At 60.3% G+C, this 20,741-nt stretch carries 21 protein-coding genes and 1 riboswitch; of the genes, 12 read left to right on the top strand and 9 right to left on the bottom strand.

Going from position 1 to position 20,741, the window contains the following annotated elements; translation table 11 throughout:
- Nucleotides 1–2: 2 nt before the first annotated feature.
- Both PMI03_RS29560 and PMI03_RS29565 read right to left on the bottom strand, forming a co-directional pair.
- Nucleotides 3–1,019, bottom strand: a complete 1,017-nt coding sequence (locus PMI03_RS29560) for an iron ABC transporter substrate-binding protein (protein ID WP_007703078.1) — start codon at nt 1,017–1,019, stop codon at nt 3–5.
- 223 nt (nt 1,020–1,242) lie between these two features.
- Nucleotides 1,243–2,580, bottom strand: a complete 1,338-nt coding sequence (locus PMI03_RS29565) for an MFS transporter (RefSeq protein ID WP_007703079.1) — start codon at nt 2,578–2,580, stop codon at nt 1,243–1,245.
- A gap of 389 nt (nt 2,581–2,969) precedes the next feature.
- On the opposite strand from PMI03_RS29565, the gene cyoA reads away from it, so the two are divergent.
- From cyoA to PMI03_RS29590, 5 genes are all read left to right on the top strand, one after another.
- Nucleotides 2,970–4,097, top strand: coding sequence for a ubiquinol oxidase subunit II (gene cyoA, locus PMI03_RS29570; protein WP_007703083.1), 1,128 nt, complete (start codon nt 2,970–2,972; stop codon nt 4,095–4,097).
- 47 nt (nt 4,098–4,144) lie between these two features.
- Nucleotides 4,145–6,148 carry a cytochrome o ubiquinol oxidase subunit I gene (gene cyoB / locus PMI03_RS29575; RefSeq protein ID WP_007703086.1) on the top strand — a complete coding sequence of 668 codons (2,004 nt, stop codon included), beginning with the start codon at nt 4,145–4,147 and terminating at the stop codon, nt 6,146–6,148.
- A 5-nt stretch (nt 6,149–6,153) separates the two neighbouring features.
- Nucleotides 6,154–6,783 carry a cytochrome o ubiquinol oxidase subunit III gene (gene cyoC / locus PMI03_RS29580; RefSeq protein WP_007703088.1) on the top strand — a complete coding sequence of 210 codons (630 nt, stop codon included), beginning with the start codon at nt 6,154–6,156 and terminating at the stop codon, nt 6,781–6,783.
- Nucleotides 6,780–7,181, top strand: coding sequence for a cytochrome o ubiquinol oxidase subunit IV (gene cyoD / locus PMI03_RS29585; RefSeq protein WP_007703092.1), 402 nt, complete (start codon nt 6,780–6,782; stop codon nt 7,179–7,181). Before cyoC ends, cyoD begins: the two co-directional genes overlap by 4 nt.
- A 78-nt stretch (nt 7,182–7,259) precedes the next feature.
- Nucleotides 7,260–8,039 carry an SURF1 family protein gene (locus tag PMI03_RS29590; RefSeq protein WP_275531509.1) on the top strand — a complete coding sequence of 260 codons (780 nt, stop codon included), beginning with the start codon at nt 7,260–7,262 and terminating at the stop codon, nt 8,037–8,039.
- Nucleotides 8,040–8,121: 82 nt separating this feature from the next.
- Here the strand turns inward: PMI03_RS29590 and PMI03_RS29595 are convergent, their stop codons facing one another.
- Nucleotides 8,122–8,688 (bottom strand): histidine phosphatase family protein, encoded by a 567-nt coding sequence (locus PMI03_RS29595; protein ID WP_007703098.1) that lies wholly within the window; start codon nt 8,686–8,688, stop codon nt 8,122–8,124.
- 109 nt (nt 8,689–8,797) lie between these two features.
- Nucleotides 8,798–8,870, top strand: a riboswitch (cobalamin riboswitch).
- Nucleotides 8,871–8,927: 57 nt separating this feature from the next.
- On the opposite strand from PMI03_RS29595, the gene PMI03_RS29600 reads away from it, so the two are divergent.
- From PMI03_RS29600 to PMI03_RS29610, 3 genes are read left to right on the top strand one after another with little or no spacing between them, the layout of a single operon-like run.
- Nucleotides 8,928–9,137, top strand: a complete 210-nt coding sequence (locus tag PMI03_RS29600; protein ID WP_007703100.1) for a CbtB-domain containing protein — start codon at nt 8,928–8,930, stop codon at nt 9,135–9,137.
- A gap of 12 nt (nt 9,138–9,149) precedes the next feature.
- Nucleotides 9,150–9,890 (top strand): CbtA family protein, encoded by a 741-nt coding sequence (locus PMI03_RS29605; RefSeq protein WP_007703104.1) that lies wholly within the window; start codon nt 9,150–9,152, stop codon nt 9,888–9,890.
- A gap of 34 nt (nt 9,891–9,924) precedes the next feature.
- Nucleotides 9,925–10,557: a hypothetical protein gene (locus PMI03_RS29610; RefSeq protein WP_229202564.1), complete on the top strand. Its 633-nt coding sequence runs from the start codon at nt 9,925–9,927 to the stop codon at nt 10,555–10,557.
- Between the two features lie 41 nt (nt 10,558–10,598).
- On the opposite strand, the gene PMI03_RS31265 is transcribed toward PMI03_RS29610, so the two are convergent.
- Complete coding sequence (locus PMI03_RS31265; RefSeq protein ID WP_081500832.1) at nt 10,599–10,925, bottom strand: GCG_CRPN prefix-to-repeats domain-containing protein; 327 nt, start codon at nt 10,923–10,925, stop codon at nt 10,599–10,601.
- 279 nt (nt 10,926–11,204) lie between these two features.
- On the opposite strand from PMI03_RS31265, the gene PMI03_RS29615 reads away from it, so the two are divergent.
- A complete protein-coding gene (locus tag PMI03_RS29615; RefSeq protein WP_007703110.1) occupies nt 11,205–12,812 on the top strand; it encodes an inorganic phosphate transporter in 1,608 nt (535 codons plus the stop codon).
- A gap of 184 nt (nt 12,813–12,996) precedes the next feature.
- On the opposite strand, the gene PMI03_RS29620 is transcribed toward PMI03_RS29615, so the two are convergent.
- From PMI03_RS29620 to PMI03_RS29640, 5 genes are all read right to left on the bottom strand, one after another.
- Nucleotides 12,997–13,446, bottom strand: coding sequence for a MucR family transcriptional regulator (locus PMI03_RS29620; RefSeq protein WP_034520463.1), 450 nt, complete (start codon nt 13,444–13,446; stop codon nt 12,997–12,999).
- A 118-nt stretch (nt 13,447–13,564) separates the two neighbouring features.
- Nucleotides 13,565–14,155, bottom strand: coding sequence for a helix-turn-helix domain-containing protein (locus PMI03_RS29625; RefSeq protein ID WP_007703121.1), 591 nt, complete (start codon nt 14,153–14,155; stop codon nt 13,565–13,567).
- Nucleotides 14,152–14,934 (bottom strand): EAL domain-containing protein, encoded by a 783-nt coding sequence (locus PMI03_RS29630; RefSeq protein ID WP_007703124.1) that lies wholly within the window; start codon nt 14,932–14,934, stop codon nt 14,152–14,154. Before PMI03_RS29630 ends, PMI03_RS29625 begins: the two co-directional genes overlap by 4 nt.
- A 353-nt stretch (nt 14,935–15,287) precedes the next feature.
- The gene (locus PMI03_RS29635) at nt 15,288–16,154 is read right to left on the bottom strand and encodes a sugar phosphate isomerase/epimerase (protein WP_007703126.1); all 867 of its coding nucleotides are present in this window, start codon (nt 16,152–16,154) and stop codon (nt 15,288–15,290) included.
- Nucleotides 16,155–16,385: 231 nt separating this feature from the next.
- Nucleotides 16,386–18,263 carry an adenine deaminase gene (locus PMI03_RS29640; protein ID WP_039974906.1) on the bottom strand — a complete coding sequence of 626 codons (1,878 nt, stop codon included), beginning with the start codon at nt 18,261–18,263 and terminating at the stop codon, nt 16,386–16,388.
- A 272-nt stretch (nt 18,264–18,535) separates the two neighbouring features.
- Here PMI03_RS29640 and PMI03_RS29645 point away from each other — a divergent pair, with 272 nt between their 5' ends.
- The 3 genes from PMI03_RS29645 to PMI03_RS29655 form a co-directional block, all read left to right on the top strand.
- Entirely contained in the window at nt 18,536–19,576 is a 1,041-nt protein-coding gene (locus tag PMI03_RS29645; protein WP_007703133.1) for a PotD/PotF family extracellular solute-binding protein, read from the top strand.
- A gap of 40 nt (nt 19,577–19,616) precedes the next feature.
- Nucleotides 19,617–20,441, top strand: coding sequence for an ABC transporter permease (locus PMI03_RS29650; RefSeq protein ID WP_007703143.1), 825 nt, complete (start codon nt 19,617–19,619; stop codon nt 20,439–20,441).
- A gap of 2 nt (nt 20,442–20,443) precedes the next feature.
- The coding region (locus tag PMI03_RS29655; protein ID WP_007703146.1) for an ABC transporter permease at nt 20,444–20,741 on the top strand (298 nt) is incomplete at its 3' end.

A 20,741-nucleotide genomic window follows, 5' to 3' on the forward strand; every position in this document is an offset into this window, starting at 1 on the left:
GCTTAGATCAGTCCGGCTTCCGTCATCAGATCGGTGACCTTCTTGCTGTTCAGCTTGGAAGGCTCGACCTTCGGGGCCTGCAGATCCTTGATCGGCACCAGCTTCGGATTGGATTCGGCACCGTTGCCGACAGCATATTCATAGGAATCGCCGTCGCGCAGAACGGCCTGGCCGCCCTTGCCGGTGATCCACTTCAGGAATGCCTGGGCTTCCTTCTGGTGCTGGCTGGAGGCGAGAACACCGCCGCCGGAAATGCTGACGAAAGCGCCCGGATCCTGGTTCTTGAAGTAATGCAGGAGGACGTTCTTGCTGTTTTCACCGGTCTTGGCCTGATCGCCGAACCAGTAATAGTGATAGATGACCGCACCCTCGATTTCACCGGCGTTAACGGCCTTCATGGCAACGCTGTTGCCCTTGTAAGGGGTGGCGTTTTCCTTCATCGCCTTCAGCCAGGACTTGGTGGCGTCCTCGCCCTTCAGCTCGAGAAGCGCGCTGACGATCGCCTGGAAATCGGCACCGGCCGGCGACGCGCCCCAGCGGCCCTTCCACTTGGGATCGGCGAGGTCGAGCAGCGACTTCGGCAGATCGGCTTCCTTCAGCTTGGTCTTGTCATAGGCGAAAACCGTCGAGCGGGCGGCGACGCCGACCCAGTTGCCATCGACCGCCTTGAAGTTTTCCGGCACCTGCGCCAGCGTGTCAGCATCGACAGGGGCGAAGAGCTTGTTGGCGTCGACCAGGGTCATGCCCGGAGAATTTTCCGTCAGATAGACGTCGGCGGGGGACGCGGCACCTTCCTCGACGATCTGGTTGGCGAACTGCATGTCGCTGCCGTTGCGGATCGTCACCTTGATGCCGGTTTCCTTGGTAAAGCCATCCGCCCAGGCCTGGGTCAGCGTCTCATGCTGGGCATTGTAGACGACGATGCCTTCGGATTCGGCGGCATTTGCCATCAGCGGAGCGACTGCAAGGCCCGCGGCAAGCGCCAGCGCGCTGGTAAGATGGGTAAAGGAAAAAGTCATGGGCGTCCTCTCGCTTGAAAACCCCGTCTTTGACGGTGGTGCGATAGCCTATATTTTTCCTGACTATTCTTTTCAAGTTTCCGCACGCCCGTTTGTATCACAAAAGCTTGAAAGGAGAGTCAAGATTTCGCCGGATTTTCCAGCAGCGTGGATGCTTGTGCCGCAACACGCAAAAGGCCGCGACGCTTTCGCATCGCGGCCTTTTGATACCCCGAAGGTCCGATCAGGTGTCGCGCGTTTCAAGCGTCTTGCTGAAGAAGATCGCGACAAGCGTGCAGACGACGCCGGAGAGCAGATAGAGGCTAGTGTAGACCAGGCCGAACTGGCTGGAGAGGCTGAGCGCCACGAAGGGTGCAAAGCCAGCGCCGATCAGCCAGGAGAGATCCGAGGTCAGGGCCGAACCGCTGTAGCGATAGTTCCGGCTGAAGCGTGAGGCGCTCGCGCCGGCGGCCTGGCCAAAGGAAAGGCCAAGCAGCGTGAAGCCGAGAACCACGTAGATGTGGCGGCCGGTGCTGCCGCCGTCCAGCAGCCAGGGCGCGACGAAGGCGAAACAGGCGATCAGCACCGCACCGACGGCCAACTGGTTGCGCCGGCCGATGCGATCGGCCAGCAGGCCGGAACAGATGATCGCAACAATGCCGCAGATCGCGCCGACGAATTCCACCAGCAGGAACGACCCGGGCGATTGGTCGCTGTAGAGCGTCATCCAGCTCAGCGGGAAGACGGTAACCAGATGGAAGGTCGCGAAGCTTGCCAGCGGCACGAAGGCGCCGATCAGCACGTCACGGCCATGCACGCGCAAAAGCTCCGTCATCTTGACCGGCTCCAGCTCATGACGCTCCAGCAACGCGCCGAATTCCGGCGTGGCGACCAGGCGAAGCCGGGCAAAAAGCGCCACGACGTTGACCATGAAGGCGCAGAAGAACGGATAGCGCCAGCCCCATTCCAGGAAGTCGGCAGTCGTCAGGCTCATGACGAAGTAAGCAAAGAGCGCACTTGCCAGCATGAAGCCGATCGGCGCGCCGAGCTGCGGGATCATTGCAAACCAACCGCGGCGATTGGCCGGTGCATTCAGCGCCAGCAGCGAGGCCAAACCGTCCCAGGCGCCGCCGAGCGCCAGACCCTGGCCGATACGGAAGACGGCGAGCAGAAGGATTGCGTAACCGCCGATCTCGGCATAGCCGGGCAGGAAGCTCATCGACGCCGTCGAACCGCCGAGCAGGAACAGCGCAATCGTCAGCTTGACGCCGCGGCCATAGGCGCGGTCGATCGCCATGAAGATGAACGAACCGATCGGGCGGGCGATAAAGGCAAGCGAAAAGATCAGGAAGGAAAGCATGGTGCCATGCAGGGGATCCGCGAAGGGGAAGATCAGCTTCGGGAAAACCAGGACCGATGCGATGGCATAGACGAAGAAATCGAAAAACTCGGACGTGCGACCGATGATCACGCCGATGGCAATATTGCCGGGTGCGACCTCACTGCCCGCATGCATGCTGCGGGCGTCGCGTTCAAAACCTGTAGATGTTGCATTTACTGCTTCATGCGTAACACTGACCATGTGTGAGAGCCTCCCTCTCGAGACGCGAACTCCTCCACGAATTCGCGTACAATCAAAATGTTGATCAAACGTGCGAACTTATCAAGTGTCGAGCATGAAATAATTCGCAAATTAGCCGTTGAATCAGGTCAATTCGACTTTCGCTGCCGCAATGCCGGGTTGATGTGCCACAATCGGTAGCCATTTTCGCCGATCCGGGTATATTGGCGCCGATAAAAGCTACGGACCGTTGGAAAACCTTCTGGATTTATCAGGGTTTTCCCGATAGTGAGACCGCGCCTAATACCGCATTGCACCCGAACTTGCTGCGGTGCGACGAAACACCTCATATCGTTCATGACCTCCGTCCTTTAGCTGCGGTAGGGTCGAAACAAAAAGAGCTTTAAGACGTGCTAAGACTATCGAAGATTTTCAGCCGCTTATTTGTCCTCCCGCTATTCCTGCTGCTTTCGGGCTGCAATCTGGTGGTGATGGCTCCATCCGGCGACATCGCCGTGCAGCAACGCGACCTCATCGTCATCTCGGTCGTCCTGATGCTGATCATCATCATACCGGTGATCTTCCTCACGCTGTTCTTCGCCTGGAAATATCGCCAGTCGAACACGGCCGCTCCCTATGATCCCGAATGGCATCATTCGACCCGTCTGGAATTGGTGATCTGGTCGGCGCCGCTGGCCATCATTATCGCGCTCGGAGCCGTCACCTGGATCAGTACCCACCAACTCGACCCCTACCGGCCGCTCGACCGCATCGCGGCCGGAAAGCCGGTCGCCGAGAACGTCAAGCCGCTGACCGTCGAAGTGGTCGCGCTCGACTGGAAATGGCTGTTCTTCTATCCCGATCTCGGCATCGCCACGGTCAACGAACTGGCCGCCCCGGTCGATACGCCGATCAACTTCAAGATCACGGCCTCCGCGGTTATGAACTCCTTCTTCGTGCCCGCGCTTGCCGGCCAGATCTATGCCATGCCGGGCATGGAGACGAAGCTGCATGCGGTCATCAACCATCCGGGCGAATATCAGGGCCTGTCCGCCAATTACAGCGGCGCCGGCTTCTCGCATATGCGCTTCAAGTTCCACGGTTTCTCCCAGGCCGATTTCGACCAGTGGGTCGCAAAGGCCAAGAGCCAGGGCTCGGAGCTCGGCCGTCCGGAATATCTGGCACTCGCCAAGCCGAGCGAACGGGAGCCCGTTCGCTACTATAACGCCGTCGACAAGGACCTCTACGAGGCCATCCTCAACATGTGCGCCGATCCGAGCAAGATGTGCATGAGCGAAATGATGCATATCGACGCCAAGGGCGGCGCCGGCAAGGACAGCCAAGAAAACCGCGAGCGTCTGATCCATGACAACCGCGATGCGGATCATGCGGACGTCACACCGGTGAGGGCTGACGCTCCTGCGGCCCACTCGATGCAGCATGGCGACAATTCCATGCCGGGCATGGACATGGGCGACGGTTCGTCTTCGAATTCGTCGACAGGTTCCTCGCAGCCGGCGCAGCACCAGGATCATTGATCCCCGTGCGCTCAGTAACAAGTTATCTATAAGGACAGAGGCAATCCATGTTTTCCAACCCGGACCTCTATAAATTCATCTTCGGTCGGCTGACGCTCGACGCTATCCCCTATCACGAGCCGATCCTCGTCCTGACCTTCACCGGCGTCGCGATCGGCGGCATCGCTCTTCTGAGCGTGCTCACCTATTTCCGCCTCTGGGGTTATCTCTGGAAGGAATGGTTCACTAGTATCGATCACAAGAAGATCGGTATCATGTACATCATCCTGGCGCTGATCATGCTGCTACGCGGCTTTTCAGATGCGCTCATGATGCGTGCGCAGCAGGCGCTCGCCTTCAACGGCTCCGAAGGCTACCTGCCACCGCACCATTACGACCAGGTCTTCACCGCCCATGGCGTGATCATGATCTTCTTCGTGGCGATGCCGATGGTGACGGGTCTGATGAACTTCGTCGTCCCGCTGCAGATCGGCGCGCGCGACGTGTCCTTCCCCTTCCTCAACAACTTCTCCTTCTGGATGACGACGGCCGGCGCGATCATCGTCATGATCTCGCTGTTCATCGGCGAGTTCGCAAAGACCGGTTGGCTCGCCTACCCGCCGCTTTCCGGCATCGCCTACAGTCCCGATGTCGGCGTTGATTATTACATCTGGGGCCTGCAGGTCGCGGGTATCGGCACGCTTCTGTCGGGCATCAACCTGGTGGCCACCATCGTCAAGATGCGCGCGCCGGGCATGACCATGATGAAAATGCCGATCTTCACCTGGACCTCGCTCTGCACCAACGTGCTGATCGTCGCCGCCTTCCCGGTCCTGACCGCCGTTCTTGCCCTGCTGTCGCTCGACCGCTACGCCGGCACGAACTTCTTTACGAACGACCTTGGCGGCAATCCGATGATGTATGTCAACCTCATCTGGATCTGGGGCCACCCGGAAGTCTACATCCTGATCCTGCCGGCCTTCGGCGTGTTCTCGGAAGTCGTCGCCACCTTCGCCAGCAAGCGCCTATTCGGCTACGCCTCAATGGTCTACGCCACCGTCGTCATCACCATCCTGTCGTACCTGGTCTGGCTGCATCACTTCTTCACCATGGGTTCGGGTGCCAGCGTCAACTCCTTCTTCGGCATCACGACGATGATCATCTCGATCCCGACGGGCGCTAAGCTGTTCAACTGGCTCTTCACCATGTATCGCGGGCGTATCCGCTTTGAAGTGCCGATGCTGTGGACCGTGGCCTTCATGGTCACCTTCACCATCGGCGGCATGACCGGCGTCATGCTCGCTGTTCCGCCGGCCGACTTTGTGCTGCATAACTCGCTGTTCCTGATCGCCCACTTCCACAACGTCATCATCGGCGGCGTGCTGTTCGGCATGTTCGCGGGTATCGCCTACTGGTTCCCGAAGGCTTTCGGCTTCAAGCTCGATCCCTTCTGGGGCAAGATGTCCTTCTGGTTCTGGGTCGTCGGCTTCTACTTCGCCTTCATGCCGCTCTACGTGCTCGGCCTGATGGGCGTTACCCGCCGCGTCTCGCAGTTCGACGATCCGTCGCTGCAGATCTATTTCATCATCGCCGCACTCGGCGCCGTGATGATCGCCATCGGCATCGCCTCCTTCCTGATCCAGCTCGTCGTCAGCTTCATCAAGCGCGAAGAGCTTCGTGATCTCACCGGCGACCCATGGAACGGCCGCACGCTGGAATGGTCCACTTCGTCGCCGCCGCCAGCATATAATTTCGCGCTGACGCCGATCGTCTACGACCACGACGCCTGGTGGGACATGAAGAATCGCGGCCACAAGCGTCCGACCGAGGGTTTCATACCGATCCACATGCCGAAGAACACCGGCACGGGCATCATCCTCGGCGTTCTCTCCATCGCCTTCGCCTTCGGCATGATCTGGTACATGTGGTGGCTCGCCGCCATCACCTTCGCCGCCATGATCGTCGTGACGATCGGCCATACCTTCAACTATAAGCGCGACTTCTACATTCCCGCCGACGAGGTCGTGAAGACCGAGAACGAGCGTACGAAGCTGCTCGCAGGACAGGTATAAGACCTATGACGACCCAAACCTCATACGCTCTCAAGGACGGCGAGACCCCTGCATTCTATTTGACGGAGGAGCATCATCCCGAAGGCAGCACCATGCTGGGCTTCTGGATCTACATCATGAGCGACTGCCTGATCTTCGCAGTCCTCTTCGCCACCTATGCCGTCCTCGGCCATAACTATGCGGCCGGCCCGTCGCCGGCCGACCTGTTCGAGCTGCCGCTCGTCGCCCTCAACACGGCGATGCTGCTGTTCTCCTCCATCACCTATGGCTTCGCCATGCTGGCGATGGAGAAGGGCAACAAGTCGGGAACGATGATGTGGCTGGCGATCACTGGCCTGTTCGGCGCAGCCTTCATCTATTTCGAACTCTACGAGTTCTATCACCTGATCCTTGAAGGCGCCGGCCCGCAGCGCAGCGCCTTTCTGTCGGCCTTCTTCGCGCTGGTCGGCACGCACGGCCTGCACGTCACCGTCGGCATCGTCTGGTTGATCACGCTGATGGTGCAGGTAAGCCAGCATGGCCTGATCCCCGAAAACAAGCGTCGCCTGATGTGCCTGTCGATGTTCTGGCACTTCCTCGACGTCGTCTGGATCGGCGTATTTTCCTTTGTCTATCTCATGGGAGTTCTCGGATGAGCTCGAACAATCATTCGCATCATTCCGCAGACGCCCACGGCCATGACCACCATGGCGGCCACGAGGCCAGCCACGGCACGTTCAAGAGCTACATGACGGGCTTCGTCCTCTCCGTCATCCTGACCGCCATTCCCTTCTGGCTGGTCATGGGCAAGGTCTTTGCCGATCCGGTCGTCACTGCAGCCCTGATCATGGTCTTCGGTGCGATCCAGATCATCGTGCACATGATCTACTTCCTGCACATGAACACCAAGTCCGAAGGCGGCTGGAACATGATGGCGCTGATCTTCACCATCGTTCTGGTGATCATCGCACTCTCCGGCTCGCTCTGGGTCATGCACCATCTCAATGCCAACATGATGGTCATGTCGCCCGAGATGATGCGCAACATGCCGTAATGACAAAGCGGCGGGCGTCCCCGAGGGATGCCCGCCCTCTCCGGCGTGATGTTTCCGCCGGCTTTTTTCGCGCCTCCGATGGAGTTTTGCGCCTTGACCGATATCCCGACCGACTCTCTTTCCGAAAAACCGCGCTCGACGCTGAAGCTCGCCATCTGGGTGATCCTGCTGCTGCTATTGACCGCCCTGCTCATCGGGCTCGGTACCTGGCAGGTGCAGCGGCTGTCTTGGAAGCTGGACCTGATCGCGCGCGTCGACGCGCGCGTGCATGCGCCGCCCGTCGCCGCTCCCGGCCCGGCGGAATGGTCCGCCATCGATGCCGCCGGCTATGAATACAAGCGCGTCGAGGTGACCGGCACCTTCCTCAACGACAAGGAAACGCAGGTCTATGCCTCGACCGTGCTCGGCCCCGGCTACTGGGTGCTGACGCCGATGCGAGAGGTGGATGGCACCGTCGTCGTCATCAATCGCGGCTTCGTGCCGACCGTCAAGCGCAATCCGGACACCCGCCCCGCCGGAGAGCTCAGCGGCGAGACCACCGTCACCGGCCTGCTCCGGATCAACGAGCCGAAGGGCACGCTGCTGCGCTCCAACGTTCCGGCGGAAGAGCGCTGGTATTCGCGTGACGTCACCGCGATCGCCGAGGTGCGCGGCCTCAAGAACGTCGCGCCCTATTTCATTGACGCGGACGATACGAAAAATCCCGGTGATTTGCCGGTCGGCGGCCTCACCCAGATCGCCTTCCACAATAGCCACCTGGTCTATGCCATCACCTGGTACGGGCTTTCTTTGATGACGCTCGGCCTTGCCGGCTATCTCATCCGTTTCGAACGGCAGCGGACCAAAGCCCGCCGCTAATCGTTAGAGCGCTTCAGCGCTCTAACGATTGTTTCCACGCAATTCCGGACAGAAAACCAACTACACACTTTTCCTGGAATTGCTATCTCACGACGTTCGGGAAACGGAGCTGCCAGCGACGGCCGTCGCTGGTCATCTCCACGATGCCGAGCGGCTCGACATCGATGGACCAGAAGGCCGAAGGCGGTGCTTGCAGCATATGCAGGATGGCGGCGCGGATGACGGTGGCATGCGTGACCACGACGGTGTGACCGCTATCGCCGATATGGTCTTTCATCCAGCCACCAACGCGCGCAAAGACTGCGGACAACGCCTCACCGCCATGCGGTGCCGCATCCAGATCCAGCATCCAGAGCGCCAGGGCTTCCGGATCGCTGTTATTGAGGTCGGCAATGCTCTTCCCCTGCCAGCGACCGTAGTCACACTCGCTGAAGGCAGACTCGGCGACGCCATCAAGTCCAAGGGCCGCAGCCGTCTGGCGAGCCCTGAGAGCCGGACTGGACCAGGCCCGGTCGACCGTTCCGAGCTGCTCGGCAAGGATCCGGGCCTGTTGCGCGGCCTTGGCTTCCAATGGCTCGTCGGCCGGAAAACGGCTGTTGCGGTTGGCCTCGGTCGGCCCGTGGCAAACCCAGCTCAGATGCACTCTCATAATATTGGATTTCCCCAGGCCGGATGCGCCGCAACCACCTTGGCGGGCAGCGAGCGCGTTGATTGACAATCGTCTTTGCAGCCAGATATAAACTTAGACTTACGGGTGTGGAAGCCGGTGAAATCCCGGCGCGGTCGCGCCACTGTAATCGACGGGCGGATACCGCCCCCAGAGAGCCAGACCCTTCCCGTAAAAAACCCTTCCGCAAATGGAACGCGCTTTTCTGAAGAGGGAATGAAATGTCTGACACCGCATTCGCACCATCCGCGATCCCGACGCCGATACCGCTCGGCCAAATCCTGCCCTGGGCGATCTTCGCCGGTCTTCTGATGCTGTTGGCGATCTACTTCGTCGGCGCCGAGGAAGGCGCGACATCGCTGATCTCGGGCATGTATGTGCACGAATTCGTGCATGACGCCCGTCATCTGCTCGGTTTCCCCTGCCACTAAGGGATCAGGAACATGGTTGGACGTCTTTTGCTCCGCGGCATGCTGGTCGGAGCGCTTGCTGGTATTCTCATTTTTATCTACGCCCGCATCTTCGGCGAGCCGCTTGTCGATTGGGCGATCGGCTTTGAGGAAAAGGCCGCACAAGCGGCCGGGGAAGCATCCGAGCCGGAAATCGTCAGTCGCGCCACGCAGGCGGGCGTCGGTCTCCTCACCGGCAGCCTGATCTACGCAACGGCAGTCGGCGGATTGTTCGCGCTGGTGTTTGCCTTCGTCTATGGCCGCATCAGTTCGCTCGGCGCCCGCGGTACGGCCGCATTGCTCGCCATCGCGGCGTTCGTGGCGATTTCGCTGGTTCCCGACCTCAAATATCCGGCCAATCCGCCGGCCGTTGGCAATCCCGATACGATCGGCGCCAGGACCGAACTGTTCTTCGTCATGATCGTGGCCTCCATCGTCGGCATGATCGTCGCCGTCGGGTTCGGCCGCCGGCTTGTCGCGCGATACGGCTCATGGAACGGCGTAATTCTTGCCGGCATCGGCTATTTCGTCTTCATCGCGCTGATCCAGTACCTGCTGCCGCCGATCAACGAGGTGCCGGAGCAGTTCTCGGCCATCGTTCTCTGGCAGTTCCGGATCACGTCGCTCGGGATGCACGCCATCCTGTGGGCGACACTCGGCCTCGCCTTCGGGGCATGGGCTGAGCGCGACCTGCCCCAGGTTCGCTACGGTCGCACGGCTCTGCGCCGGGCCTGAGATGACACGCTCAATGCATCCCGCGCATGGTTTTATGCGCGGGAAATGCCTGACGGGCTGTGGCGCACTGCTCTGGCTGATCTGCTTGATGGCGCTGGGCTGGCCGATATCGGTGGCCGCTCATGGCGGCGGCTCGTCCGGGAGCCAGGCGGGCATTCCGATACCAAGCCTGACGCATGGCGAAATGGCCGTGATCGATCCCTATTATAGGCGTATCGTCGCGCTTGCCGCTGCGGCAACGGATACCGACGAGACCTTCCGTCGTGTCCTGAATTTCGCGCAGATCCAGCGCAGCTATTGCCTCTGGGGCGTGATGCCGGGAGGCATCAGCGACGAGGAAAGCCCGTTCAATGAATGTTCGCACGCCTATCTCGCCGCCGCCAAGGCGGTGCTGCTGCGGATGCGGACTATGAAGGACGAAATGGTTGCCGCCGGCGATCTGGTTTCCGAAATCGACGCTGATCTCGTGCGCAACAATCTGTCGCTCATTCTTTGCCGCTTCAGCGGCGAAAGCTTCAACACCGCCGATCTCATCCGGCCAAGACTTTCGGACATTGTCGTGCATGCCAAGAGCCTGGCAACGATCCTGCTGGCGTTACTGGCAATGGCGGTCGGCATGTGGTGGACCGCGCGTGCTTTGCGGACAAAACCGCTTACGACAAAATAGACGATACCCCGCCGCAACTTGACGGCGGGGTATCTGTTTTTTTACCAATCCCGGCGGCGCTCGCGCCAGCCGTCACGTTCCCATCGATCACGATGGGGGCGGTGGCCATAGTAGCCCCAAGGCGGTGGCGGTGCCGGCCTATAGTAGCCGTAGCCACGCGGCGGACCCCAGCGTCTCGGTCGGCATTCGCCCCAACGCGTCAGGCGCCAGCCGCGACCGCAGGCATAATCGACCTTGACGACCGGCGCCTTAGCCGCTGTCCTGACGACGGCGGGGATGGACCCGGTGGCGGAAACAGGCATTGCTTCTGCCGAAGATACGGCCAGTCCACCGAGCACGGCAGCGATGGCAAATACAGATAATCTCATCTTGATAGACCCCTATCCAAGTCCCTTACACGCCAATTTAAAGCCCTGAGAGCTGAACGCCGGCTGAACCGAACAAGGCGTTTTCGGGGCGAAATCAGGATGCTGAACGGGAAGTTGCGATGCCTTCCGCATATATTGTCGCTTAACGAGCAACACGCTTTCGATGAGCCGCACTGCGCGCACGGCCGGCCAGCGCGCGAAGATCGCGGCATGCGTCACGAGAGCTTCATCAACCGCGCTTAAAGGGGAAATGTTATTCGCCACAGGGGAGTGCGTGAGATGGTCGATGTCGCTTCAAGCAATGCGGAGGGTGGCAATGCCAATCATCCTATTCACGGCGCGGGCGGTTCCGCCAAGTGGTTTCTGCCGCTCTTCGGCGTGGTCGTGCTCGGTGGCCTTGGCTATGTCGGCTATGCCCTCGGCAATGATCTGGCCGAAGCCGCGACTGTCCCGTGGATTCTGCTCGGCCTGGCGCTGCTGATCGCACTCGGCTTCGAATTCGTCAACGGCTTCCACGATACGGCCAACGCGGTCGCCACCGTCATCTACACCCGCTCGATGCCAGCCGAATTTGCCGTTATCTGGTCGGGCCTCTTCAATTTTCTCGGCGTGCTGACCTCTTCCGGCGCCGTCGCCTTCGGCATTCTGGCGCTGTTGCCCGTCGAATTGATTCTCCAGGTCGGCTCCGGTTCCGGTCTCGCCATGGTCTTCGCGCTGTTGATCGCCGCAATCGTCTGGAACCTCGGCACCTGGTATCTCGGCCTGCCGGCCTCGAGCTCTCACACGCTCGTGGGCTCGATCATCGGCGTCGGCCTTGCCAACCAGTTCCTCGCGCCCGCGGGCTCGGCCACCAGCGGCGTCGACTGGTCGCAGGCGAGCAGTGTCGGGCTGTCCCTGCTTCTATCGCCGCTGATCGGCTTTGGTCTGGCGGCCTTGCTGCTGCTGGTCTCCAAGGCGCTGATCCGCAACAAGGCGCTCTATGAGGCACCGAAGGGCAATGCACCGCCGCCGCTGTGGATTCGTACATTGCTGATCTTCACCTGTACCGGCGTCAGCTTCGCCCATGGCTCCAATGACGGCCAGAAGGGTATGGGCCTGATCATGCTCATCCTGATCGGCCTGGTGCCAACCGCTTTTGCCCTCAACCGCACGCCCGACATCAACTATCTCGAAGCCTACAAGGCCGCCTCGACGCAGGTCGAGTCCGTGCTTGGTAAATATGTGAAGCCAGGCGTTGCTGCGCCGGCCGATCCGAAGGCTGCCGTCAGCGACGCGGTGAAGAACAAGACCTGGACTGACGCCACGACGCCGGCGCTGCAGGCCTATATCCACGCCACCGGCATCGAGATCGCTTCCTATCCTTCCGTCGAGAAGCTGCCGAACGGCCTGGTCGGCAACGTCCGCAACGACATCTACCTGATCGGCGAAGCCTTGAAGCTGATCGACAAGCGCAAGCTGCTGCCGATGGGCGCGGATGACCTGAAGGCGGTGACGCAATATCACGCCGCCGTCGACAATGCGACGAAGTTCATCCCGCTCTGGGTGAAGGTCGCCGTGGCGCTGGCTCTCGGCCTTGGCACGATGGTCGGCTGGAAGCGCATCGTCGTCACCGTCGGCGAGAAGATCGGCAAGACGCACCTCACCTACGGCCAGGGCGCCGCCGCCGAAGTCGTCGCCATGTTGACGATCGGTGCCGCCGACCATCTCGGCCTGCCGGTGTCCACCACCCATGTCCTGTCCTCGGGTGTCGCCGGCACCATGGCCGCCAACGGCTCCGGACTGCAATGGTCGACCGTCCGCAACATGCTGTTGGCCTGGATCCTGACGCTGCCCGCCTCGATCGCGCTTGCCTTCACGCTGTTCATCGTGCTCCGCCAGGTGTTCTGACCGGAGGCCACCTGATCGTGGTGGTTTGAGCTGTGGCATAATGCACAAAAGACAATGGCGCCCCCTCGTAGGGCGCCATTGTCTTTGTCGCTTCCCATCGAAAACGGAACCGCCGCAACGTCACTTGCAACGGAAAGCACACAATCCCGTTTTAAAATCCGTTCGGACTTTCGAGGTCTCCACGCTAGCGGACACTATCTTTCTTGTTGCCATTGGCACCAAGGCCAGAGAGCTTGGCGAGCTCCGAGCGGCGGTTGGCATAATTCTGCGCCACCATCGGATAGGTGGGAGCAAGACCCCATTTCTGGCGATACTCCTCGGGCGTCATGCCATAGTGAACGCGCAGATGGCGCTTTAGCGTCTTGAAGCGTTTGCCGTCCTCAAGGCAGATGATGTAGTCGTTAGTCACCGATTTCTTGAGATCGACGGCCGGCACCGGCTTTGACCGCTCCACCGACGGTGTTGTCCCGTCCAGGGTCTGCAACGCCTCGTGCACATCCGTGATCAGCTTGGAAAGACTACCGATGGGGACGGTGTTGTGGCTGACATAGGCCGAAACAATCTTGACGCAGCCATCGGACAGGCTGCTTGCCTGAAGTTGGGTCAGGTCTTTTTTGCTGCTGAAAGCGTCCATGATCGTTTCCCGAATCTCATTTGGTCCGGCGTGCTTCGCCTCGCGTGATTGCGTCATGTCATCATCCATGTCTTCGTCTGCGTGCGGGGATTGCCCGCTGTGTTGAGAACGTCCGCACTCATCGCCGGTCTCCTTCTGCCCTGAGCGCAACATCGGTTGTGCCTTTGGAAAGATCCTTTGCTGTGTCCGGAAAATAGACGGCCAGTTTGCGGCAGAGCGCCGTGAGGGAGATGCCGAGCATGAAGGCGGTGTGGGTGAGATTGCCGCTGCAGTGACGCAGCGTCTGGAGGATGAGCTTACGCTCGACATCTTCCATGGTCTGGCCGACAAGAATGCCGACGGCGCTGTCGATCGTGCGCGGCACAAGGTCATCGTCGCCGGCCGAAAGATGCGCGACGATCTCATCGATCAACCGCTCTTCGCTCGCCGTCGCCAGCACGATACCGGCTGTGCGGTCGAGTTCGCAAAAGACATAGAGGCCATTTTCAGCGTCGATCGTCACCCGCGCAGAGATATTGCCCGATCCGGTGCGAATGGCGATGTGTGGATCGCCCCCGCCCATGAGCGCAACCGGCGGCGTGTTGCCGGCACCGGAAAACAGGTCGCGCAACTCCTCGAACAAGACGTCGAGCCGCGCCCGCGGCTGGACGTCGCGCGCCGTCATGGCGGCTGAGAAACCATAATCCCGCGCGAAGGAAGGGCGCTTCATCGTTCACCTCCCCGCGAGCTAAATTTGCTCTTTTCCTGCCGAGGCCGCGGCAACCAGGCCGGTCGTGACAGCAGGAAGCCCTGCACATGCGTCGCGCCCGCCGTGCGCGCCGCCTCGAACTGCGCCTGCGTCTCGATGCCCTCGACCACCACCACCGGCGCGATGCAGGAGGCAAAACCGACCATATGATACAGGCTGTCGCGCCCATCACGGCCGGATCTGTTATCGCGAACAAACGACGCATCGATCTTGACGATATCGGCCGAGACCTGCAGCAGGTTTGCCGGCGTTGCGAAGCCGACACCGAAATCATCGATCGCGATGCGGCAGCCGAGCGCGCGGATCATCTTCAAGCGCTCGATGGCCGCGCCGACAAGCGGATGCGTTTCGGTAATTTCGACGACGAGCCGCGATGACAGCTCGGGATGACGGGTGATTCGGCCGAAGATATCGGCGAATCGATCCGAGGCGGAGAGATTGGCCGCAGTCAGGTTGCAGCCAAGTATAAGCGTCGTGTCCGCCGCCAGCGCGGACAGAACCATGTCCAGTATCCTCAGGTCGAGATTGAACCCGTCGTGCAATTGCGGCACGAAGCTGCTCGCCGTGTGAACGACGCCCTCGGTATCCGTCACGCGCGCCAGGCTCTCGGCATAAAGAATGTTCGAAATGTTCTCTATCTTATGGATCTGCTGTATGGCAAAGCTCAGACCGCCGCCAGCAATCGCCTTTAAAATCAGGGCGTTATGGGCGCTGTCGCTCTGCTTGCTCCTAGCGGGCATCAAGCCTCCGATGGCTGAAGGATCGACAGCGGGCGGAAATTCGATAGGGAGACCCCGCGCTTTGAAACGACGCAAGCGCGTGCGGAACATGGGATTCGTGGCACCCAAAATCCGTCTTTTTCATCTCCCAGACACCCTCCAACCCCCATGGGGTTCCCCTGCAACGAGCCGGAAATATTGCACTGAAAACGATAATCAACCCGAGGCCGACAGCGCTTTTAATATTTAGCGTTACTTTATGCTAATACACTAATAAAGCAACTCTTGCAAACATTCAATTATAGCGAGTTTTCCTTGTTATTGATTCAATTGCCGTGAAAAACGATCCATAGGGCAAGCAAGACGCGACGAATCTAGTGTGCAAAATCACTTGAAAGCTGATCGTCAGGATTGGATCGCGGCCACCAGTCTCTCTTCCGCGCCTCCTGAAGTGCCAGATCCAGTGGCGGAAGCTGCATATGCCACAGGCGCTCCCATTCCAGGCTCATGACACCAGCATAACGATCGGCGGCGAGCACGGAGAGCAACGCCGCCATCGGAAACTCGCCAGTGCCCGGAAGCGCATAGCTATAGGGCAGTTTCTCGCTTGGCTGCGAGACGCTGTCCTTGACGTGGAGGTGGCGCGTGTTGTGGCGCACCTGCTTCCAGGTCTCTACCGGATCCTGCCCTCCCTTACGCCATGTATGGTGGGTATCCCAGATCAGGGCACAATCGGGTGCCGCTTCCAGAAAACGGCCGATAGTCTCTGACCGCACCAGGACGTCATGCGTCTCCACCACCATATCCGCCGCAAAGCCCTCGCGGCGGGCCGTCTCGCGCCACCAGCCCAGCGTTGAAAAAGCCTCGGCAAGCTCTCCGGCATCGCCTGTGGTGCCGCCATCGAAAACGCGTAGCGATTTGATGCCAGCCGCTTCGGCCCAGGGAAGATAGCGCAGAAATGCCTCCTTCGCCTCCGGCGTCGCGCCGACAAGACGCAGCGACGTATTGAGAGCGCAGACGGCGACGGGAGAGCGATCGAGTGCCTGGGCCAAGCCCGCCGGCGTGCCAAACCGTTCGGTGAAATAAGCAGACAGATCGATCGTGCCGCCAAGCGCGCGAATTTCGATCGCGTCGAGACCATGGCGCGCCGCCAGGGCAAGCGCCTCGTCCAGCTCCAGCTCCGCACATCCCAATGTGGAAAATGCCAGAGTCATCCTCTGCGGCTTGAGATCGTCGGTCACCAAAGCCTCCTCCGCTTGGTTCTTCGATAGGGGCAGGCGAGGCGAATCGAGGCGGTACCTGACTTTCAGACACGTCGACTCAGCTACGGCGTTAGTAACCAAACGGATAATTACGGTATAGACCCTGAGCGTCAAGCCACCAGCGGCAATGACAATCGAACCGTCCCTCTATCGGATCATCATAGAAGCCGGTTCGAGAAGGGATATTTCATTGCAATAACTGGATATCCCCTACCAGACGATTGGATGCGTCTCTCCGGTCGCAACATTGACGAAACCCTCGGGTGCCCTTTCGGACGGCGCCACCAGAACCCAGCGCCAGGGTGCGCAGGTGAGCGTCGCGAAAGAAAGGCGTTCCGGAAAGCCCGGCCACCAGCGTGGCGAGAAGGTCGGTTCGTACATCCAGTCGATTTCGGCGCCAGCCTTATAAAGTGCCTGCATTTCCGCATCCAGCTCCTCAGCCGGACGTGCCGTCATGAGACCACCAACCTCATAGTGAACGCGGGCAACGACCTTGCCGCCGGAGACCAGCACCCAGCCACCCTGCTGTTCATTGAGCGCATTGGCGACCATTGCCATTGCCTCATCGGAGGAGCCAACGACCCAAATATTGTGCTTGTCATGCCCAAGCGTGGCGCCGAGCGCCGTATCGGGGGTGCGCGGCCCTGTGCCGAGCCAGAACATGCGGGCGACCTTGGCCTCGCCGGAGAAGCGATCGACGATCGCAAATTTGGTGACGTTGCGGTCATGGTCTCGTTGGACCGCGCCATCCGCAACCGGCAAGTCCATGGTGATGAATTCATCTGCCCAATGGAAGGGACGCAAGAGTGCTGCCTTTGCCGTCGGCACATTCGAAGGGGCCGCAATGCGGAAATCCTCCGGCAGGACGGTCCTGTCGATTTTCACAGTCTTCGTCGCCCAATCCGGCCAGGCGATCTCGGGGCGGACGCCGACAAAGCTCTTACCCTCCGAAGCCGGGCGGCCATCCGCCCAAACCTTGGCGATCGACAGTGTCTCGACATCATCCAGAAGCACGATATCGGCGAAACGGCCGGGCGCGATCGAGCCGACCCAGGGCGTCAGCCGCATGTGCCGCGCCGGGTTGATCGTCACGCATTGAATGGCGATTTCCGGCGCCAGCCCGTTTTCGACGGCAAGCCGGACATTGTAATCCGTCGCCCCCATCTTCAGCGTATCCGAGGCGCTGCGGTCATCCGTTACGAAGGCGATTTGCGACCAGTCGGAAAGGCCCTTCTCGATCAACCCCTTGATCACCTCGGGCAGCGAATGCGGCCGGAGCTCGATGAACAGGCCGTGGGTCAGCTTCTCCCAAATCTCCTCCAGGAACCAGCCCTCATGATCCGAGGCAAGGCCCGCGCCGGCAAAGGCATTGATTGAGGCAAGATCGCGCAAGCCGGCGCCATGTCCCTCGACGACGCCGCGCTGCTCGAAAGTAGCGCGGATCATACCCCAGAGACGGTCGTAAGCCGGATTCTCCGGATTGCTGACCGAGGGCCAATCCATCACCTCGTCGAGACCAGCCACCATTAGGCTCTCGGAAAGAAAGGCCTTCTGCTCGTCATAGCCGAAATGGCCACCACCCCACTCATAGGCGGTCGGTGGTACGGCGGAGCCGGGCAGCGGGAAGATCTTCATCGGCGAGCCGCGCCGGCGCGCCTCCAGCCAGAATTCCAGGTTGCGCGGACCATTGACGTTGGAAAACTCATGGCTTGCCTCGCAGGTCCAGGTGATGCCATGCGGCATGACCAGCGCCGCCTCCCATTCCGGGGTCAGATGCGAGCTCTCTATATGCTTGTGCGCCTCGCCGAAGCCGGGAACGGCGGCAAGATGCGGTTCGGACAGACGCTCGCTAACCTCTCCCGTATAACTGCCGGCGGGGCCGACATAGGCAATGCGCCGTCCCTTGATCACGATCTCCTGGTCCTCAAGCCAGGTGCGGCTATGGACATCCAGAAGCCGGCCGACCCTCAGCAACCTGTCAGCAGGACGCCGACCAAGCGCGGTGAGCGTCAGATCCTGTCGGATCAGCACCTCGTCGGCCGCGTTGATGAGCAGATCGTCGGGAAGATTTGTGGGCAAGGATGCCATCGGAAGAATGCCTGCGAGAAATTCGGTGGCGCGACCGTAGAACCGACGACAGAATGTGTAAAGCGCATGGTCAAAATTGCGCAAAAGCTGAATCATCTCAGCGATTTGCAAACGGGCATAGGTGAGATCTCGCCGCTCATCCCGCGCGCGACGAAGATTTACAGAAAACGTCGTTTTGCTCAATTGTTAGGCTTGTAAAGCCTATGCTCGAAAAATAGTATTCCGCCAGCCAGACACCCCACCCGATTTCACTGACGATAAGGATTTCGACCATGAAAGGCCTCACCCTGCCCCGCGTCGCGGGCCTTGCCCTCATCGCGGCGACGACCGTCGCGCTGCCGGCTTACGCCCAGGCGACGACGCTGACCATTTCCTGGTGGGGTTATAATGGCGAGAAGATGAAGGCCAACATCATCGAGCCTTTCAAGAAAGTTTGCGGCTGCGATGTCGTCTTCGAAACCGGCAACAATGCCGATCGCCTCAACAAGCTGAAGCTTCGCGGCGGCAAGGGCGTCGACGTGATTTATTTGACCGATAGCTATTCGCAGATCGGCATCCAGCAGGGGCTCTTTCAGGAAGTCGACCGCGCCAAGCTTCCGAACATCGCCGACCTCTACGATTTGGCCAAGGCGCCGCAGGGCAATTACGGCCCGGCCTATACGATCGGCCGCGTCGGCATCGTCTACGACAAGGCGAAGGTCAATCCGCCGATCACCTCCTGGAACGATCTCTGGCGCGACGATCTGAAATCCGCCGTCACGCTGCCGGGCATCACCACCACCGCCGGCCCGCTGACGGTTCTGGAAGCCGGCAAGCATGCGGGTGCCGATGCCTATGAGGATACCGACAAGGCTTTTGAGGCGATCACCGCGCTGAAGCCGAACGTCGTCAAGAACTACAATACCGGCTCCGAGCTGGTAAACCTGATCTCCACCGGCGAAGCCAAGGTGGCGCTTGCGCAGGACTTCACGCTGGCCTCGATGCAGGCCGCCGTTCCGACCATGACCTGGGCGAGCCTCAAGGAAGGCGACATGGCGACGCTTAACACCGTCAATATTCCCAAGGGTTCGGAGAATGTCGAGCTGGCGCATCAATTCATCAACTTCATTCTCTCCAAGGATGTCCAGCAGGCGGAAGCCGAGCAGGGCGTCGATGCGCCGGTCTCCACCAAGGTCGTGCTGACGCCGGATCAAGCGAAACTCTGGACCTATGGCGCCGACATGATCGCCAAGCTCGGCCGCATCGACTATGCCAAGCTGAACGCTGCCCAGTCGGACTGGATCGATCGCTGGAATGAAATCTTCGGCATGTGATGGCCTGCCCAGCGGAATTTGGCCGCACGGAATTTGACTGATGAAGCATCTTGCAAAATGGGGTTTGGCGGCGCCGGCGATGGTCGCCGTCGTACTCTTCCTGGTCGTCCCGGTGGTCATCACGATCGCCGCGACTTTCATGGAGCCGAAGGGGGTTTTCTCGCCCTATGTCGCCTTCTTCAATAGTGGCTTTCGCCGCACCGTGCTCTACCGGACAATTGAGATCGCTCTCATCACCACGGTGATCTCGCTGCTCGTCGGTTTCATCGCCGCCTATGTCATCGCCCAGATGCCGGGCCGGGCGAAGAGCGTGATGATCATCGCCGCTGTGTTTCCGCTCCTGACCGGCGTCGTCGTTCGCTCCTTCGCCTGGCTGATCATCCTCGGCAAGAACGGCATTCTCAACACGATGCTGCTATCAGTCGGCGTCATCAGCGAGCCGCTGTCGATGCTCTATACAGAGGGCTCGGTGATCGTCGCCATGGTCTATCTCTTCGTACCGCTGATGATCCTCACCCTCGTCGGCGTTCTCGAAGGCATTCCGCAGGACCTGATCCAGGCCGCCACTTCGCTTGGCGCGACGCCCGCCGCGACCTTCCGCCAGGTCATCCTGCCGCTTGCCACCCCCGGCCTTATCGTCGGTGCCGTGCTGGTCTTCACCGGCAGCTTCACCTCCTATGCCACGCCGCAGCTTCTCGGCGGCGAAAAGCAGATGACAATGGGCACATTCCTCTACCAACGCGCCATGGTGACCTTCGACTGGGTCGGCGCCTCGACCATCGCCGCAATCATGGTCGTCGTCACCATCGGTATCGTCCTGATCATGAGCCGCATCGCCCGCCGCCTCAACCCGATGGCGGTGTAAGCATGGTGCATCGTGTCCACCCTCTCCTGATCGCCTTTGCTGTCTGCGTGTTCTTCTTCCTGCTGGCGCCACTGGTCATCATCATCGGCTCGGCCTTCAGCGACACCAGCTATCTGACCTTCCCGCCGCAGGGCCTAACGCTGCACTGGTTCTGGAATATCTTCGAGATCGAGGCATTCCGCACGACGGCGATCACCAGCTTCGAATTGGCTTTCCTGGGCACGGGTCTGTCGCTGCTGATGGGCATACCGGCCGCCTATGCGATCAGCCGATACCGGCTGGGGCTGCCAAGCTGGCTTT

Source organism: Rhizobium sp. AP16 (assembly GCF_000281735.1).
GTDB lineage: Bacteria > Pseudomonadota > Alphaproteobacteria > Rhizobiales > Rhizobiaceae > Rhizobium > Rhizobium rhizogenes.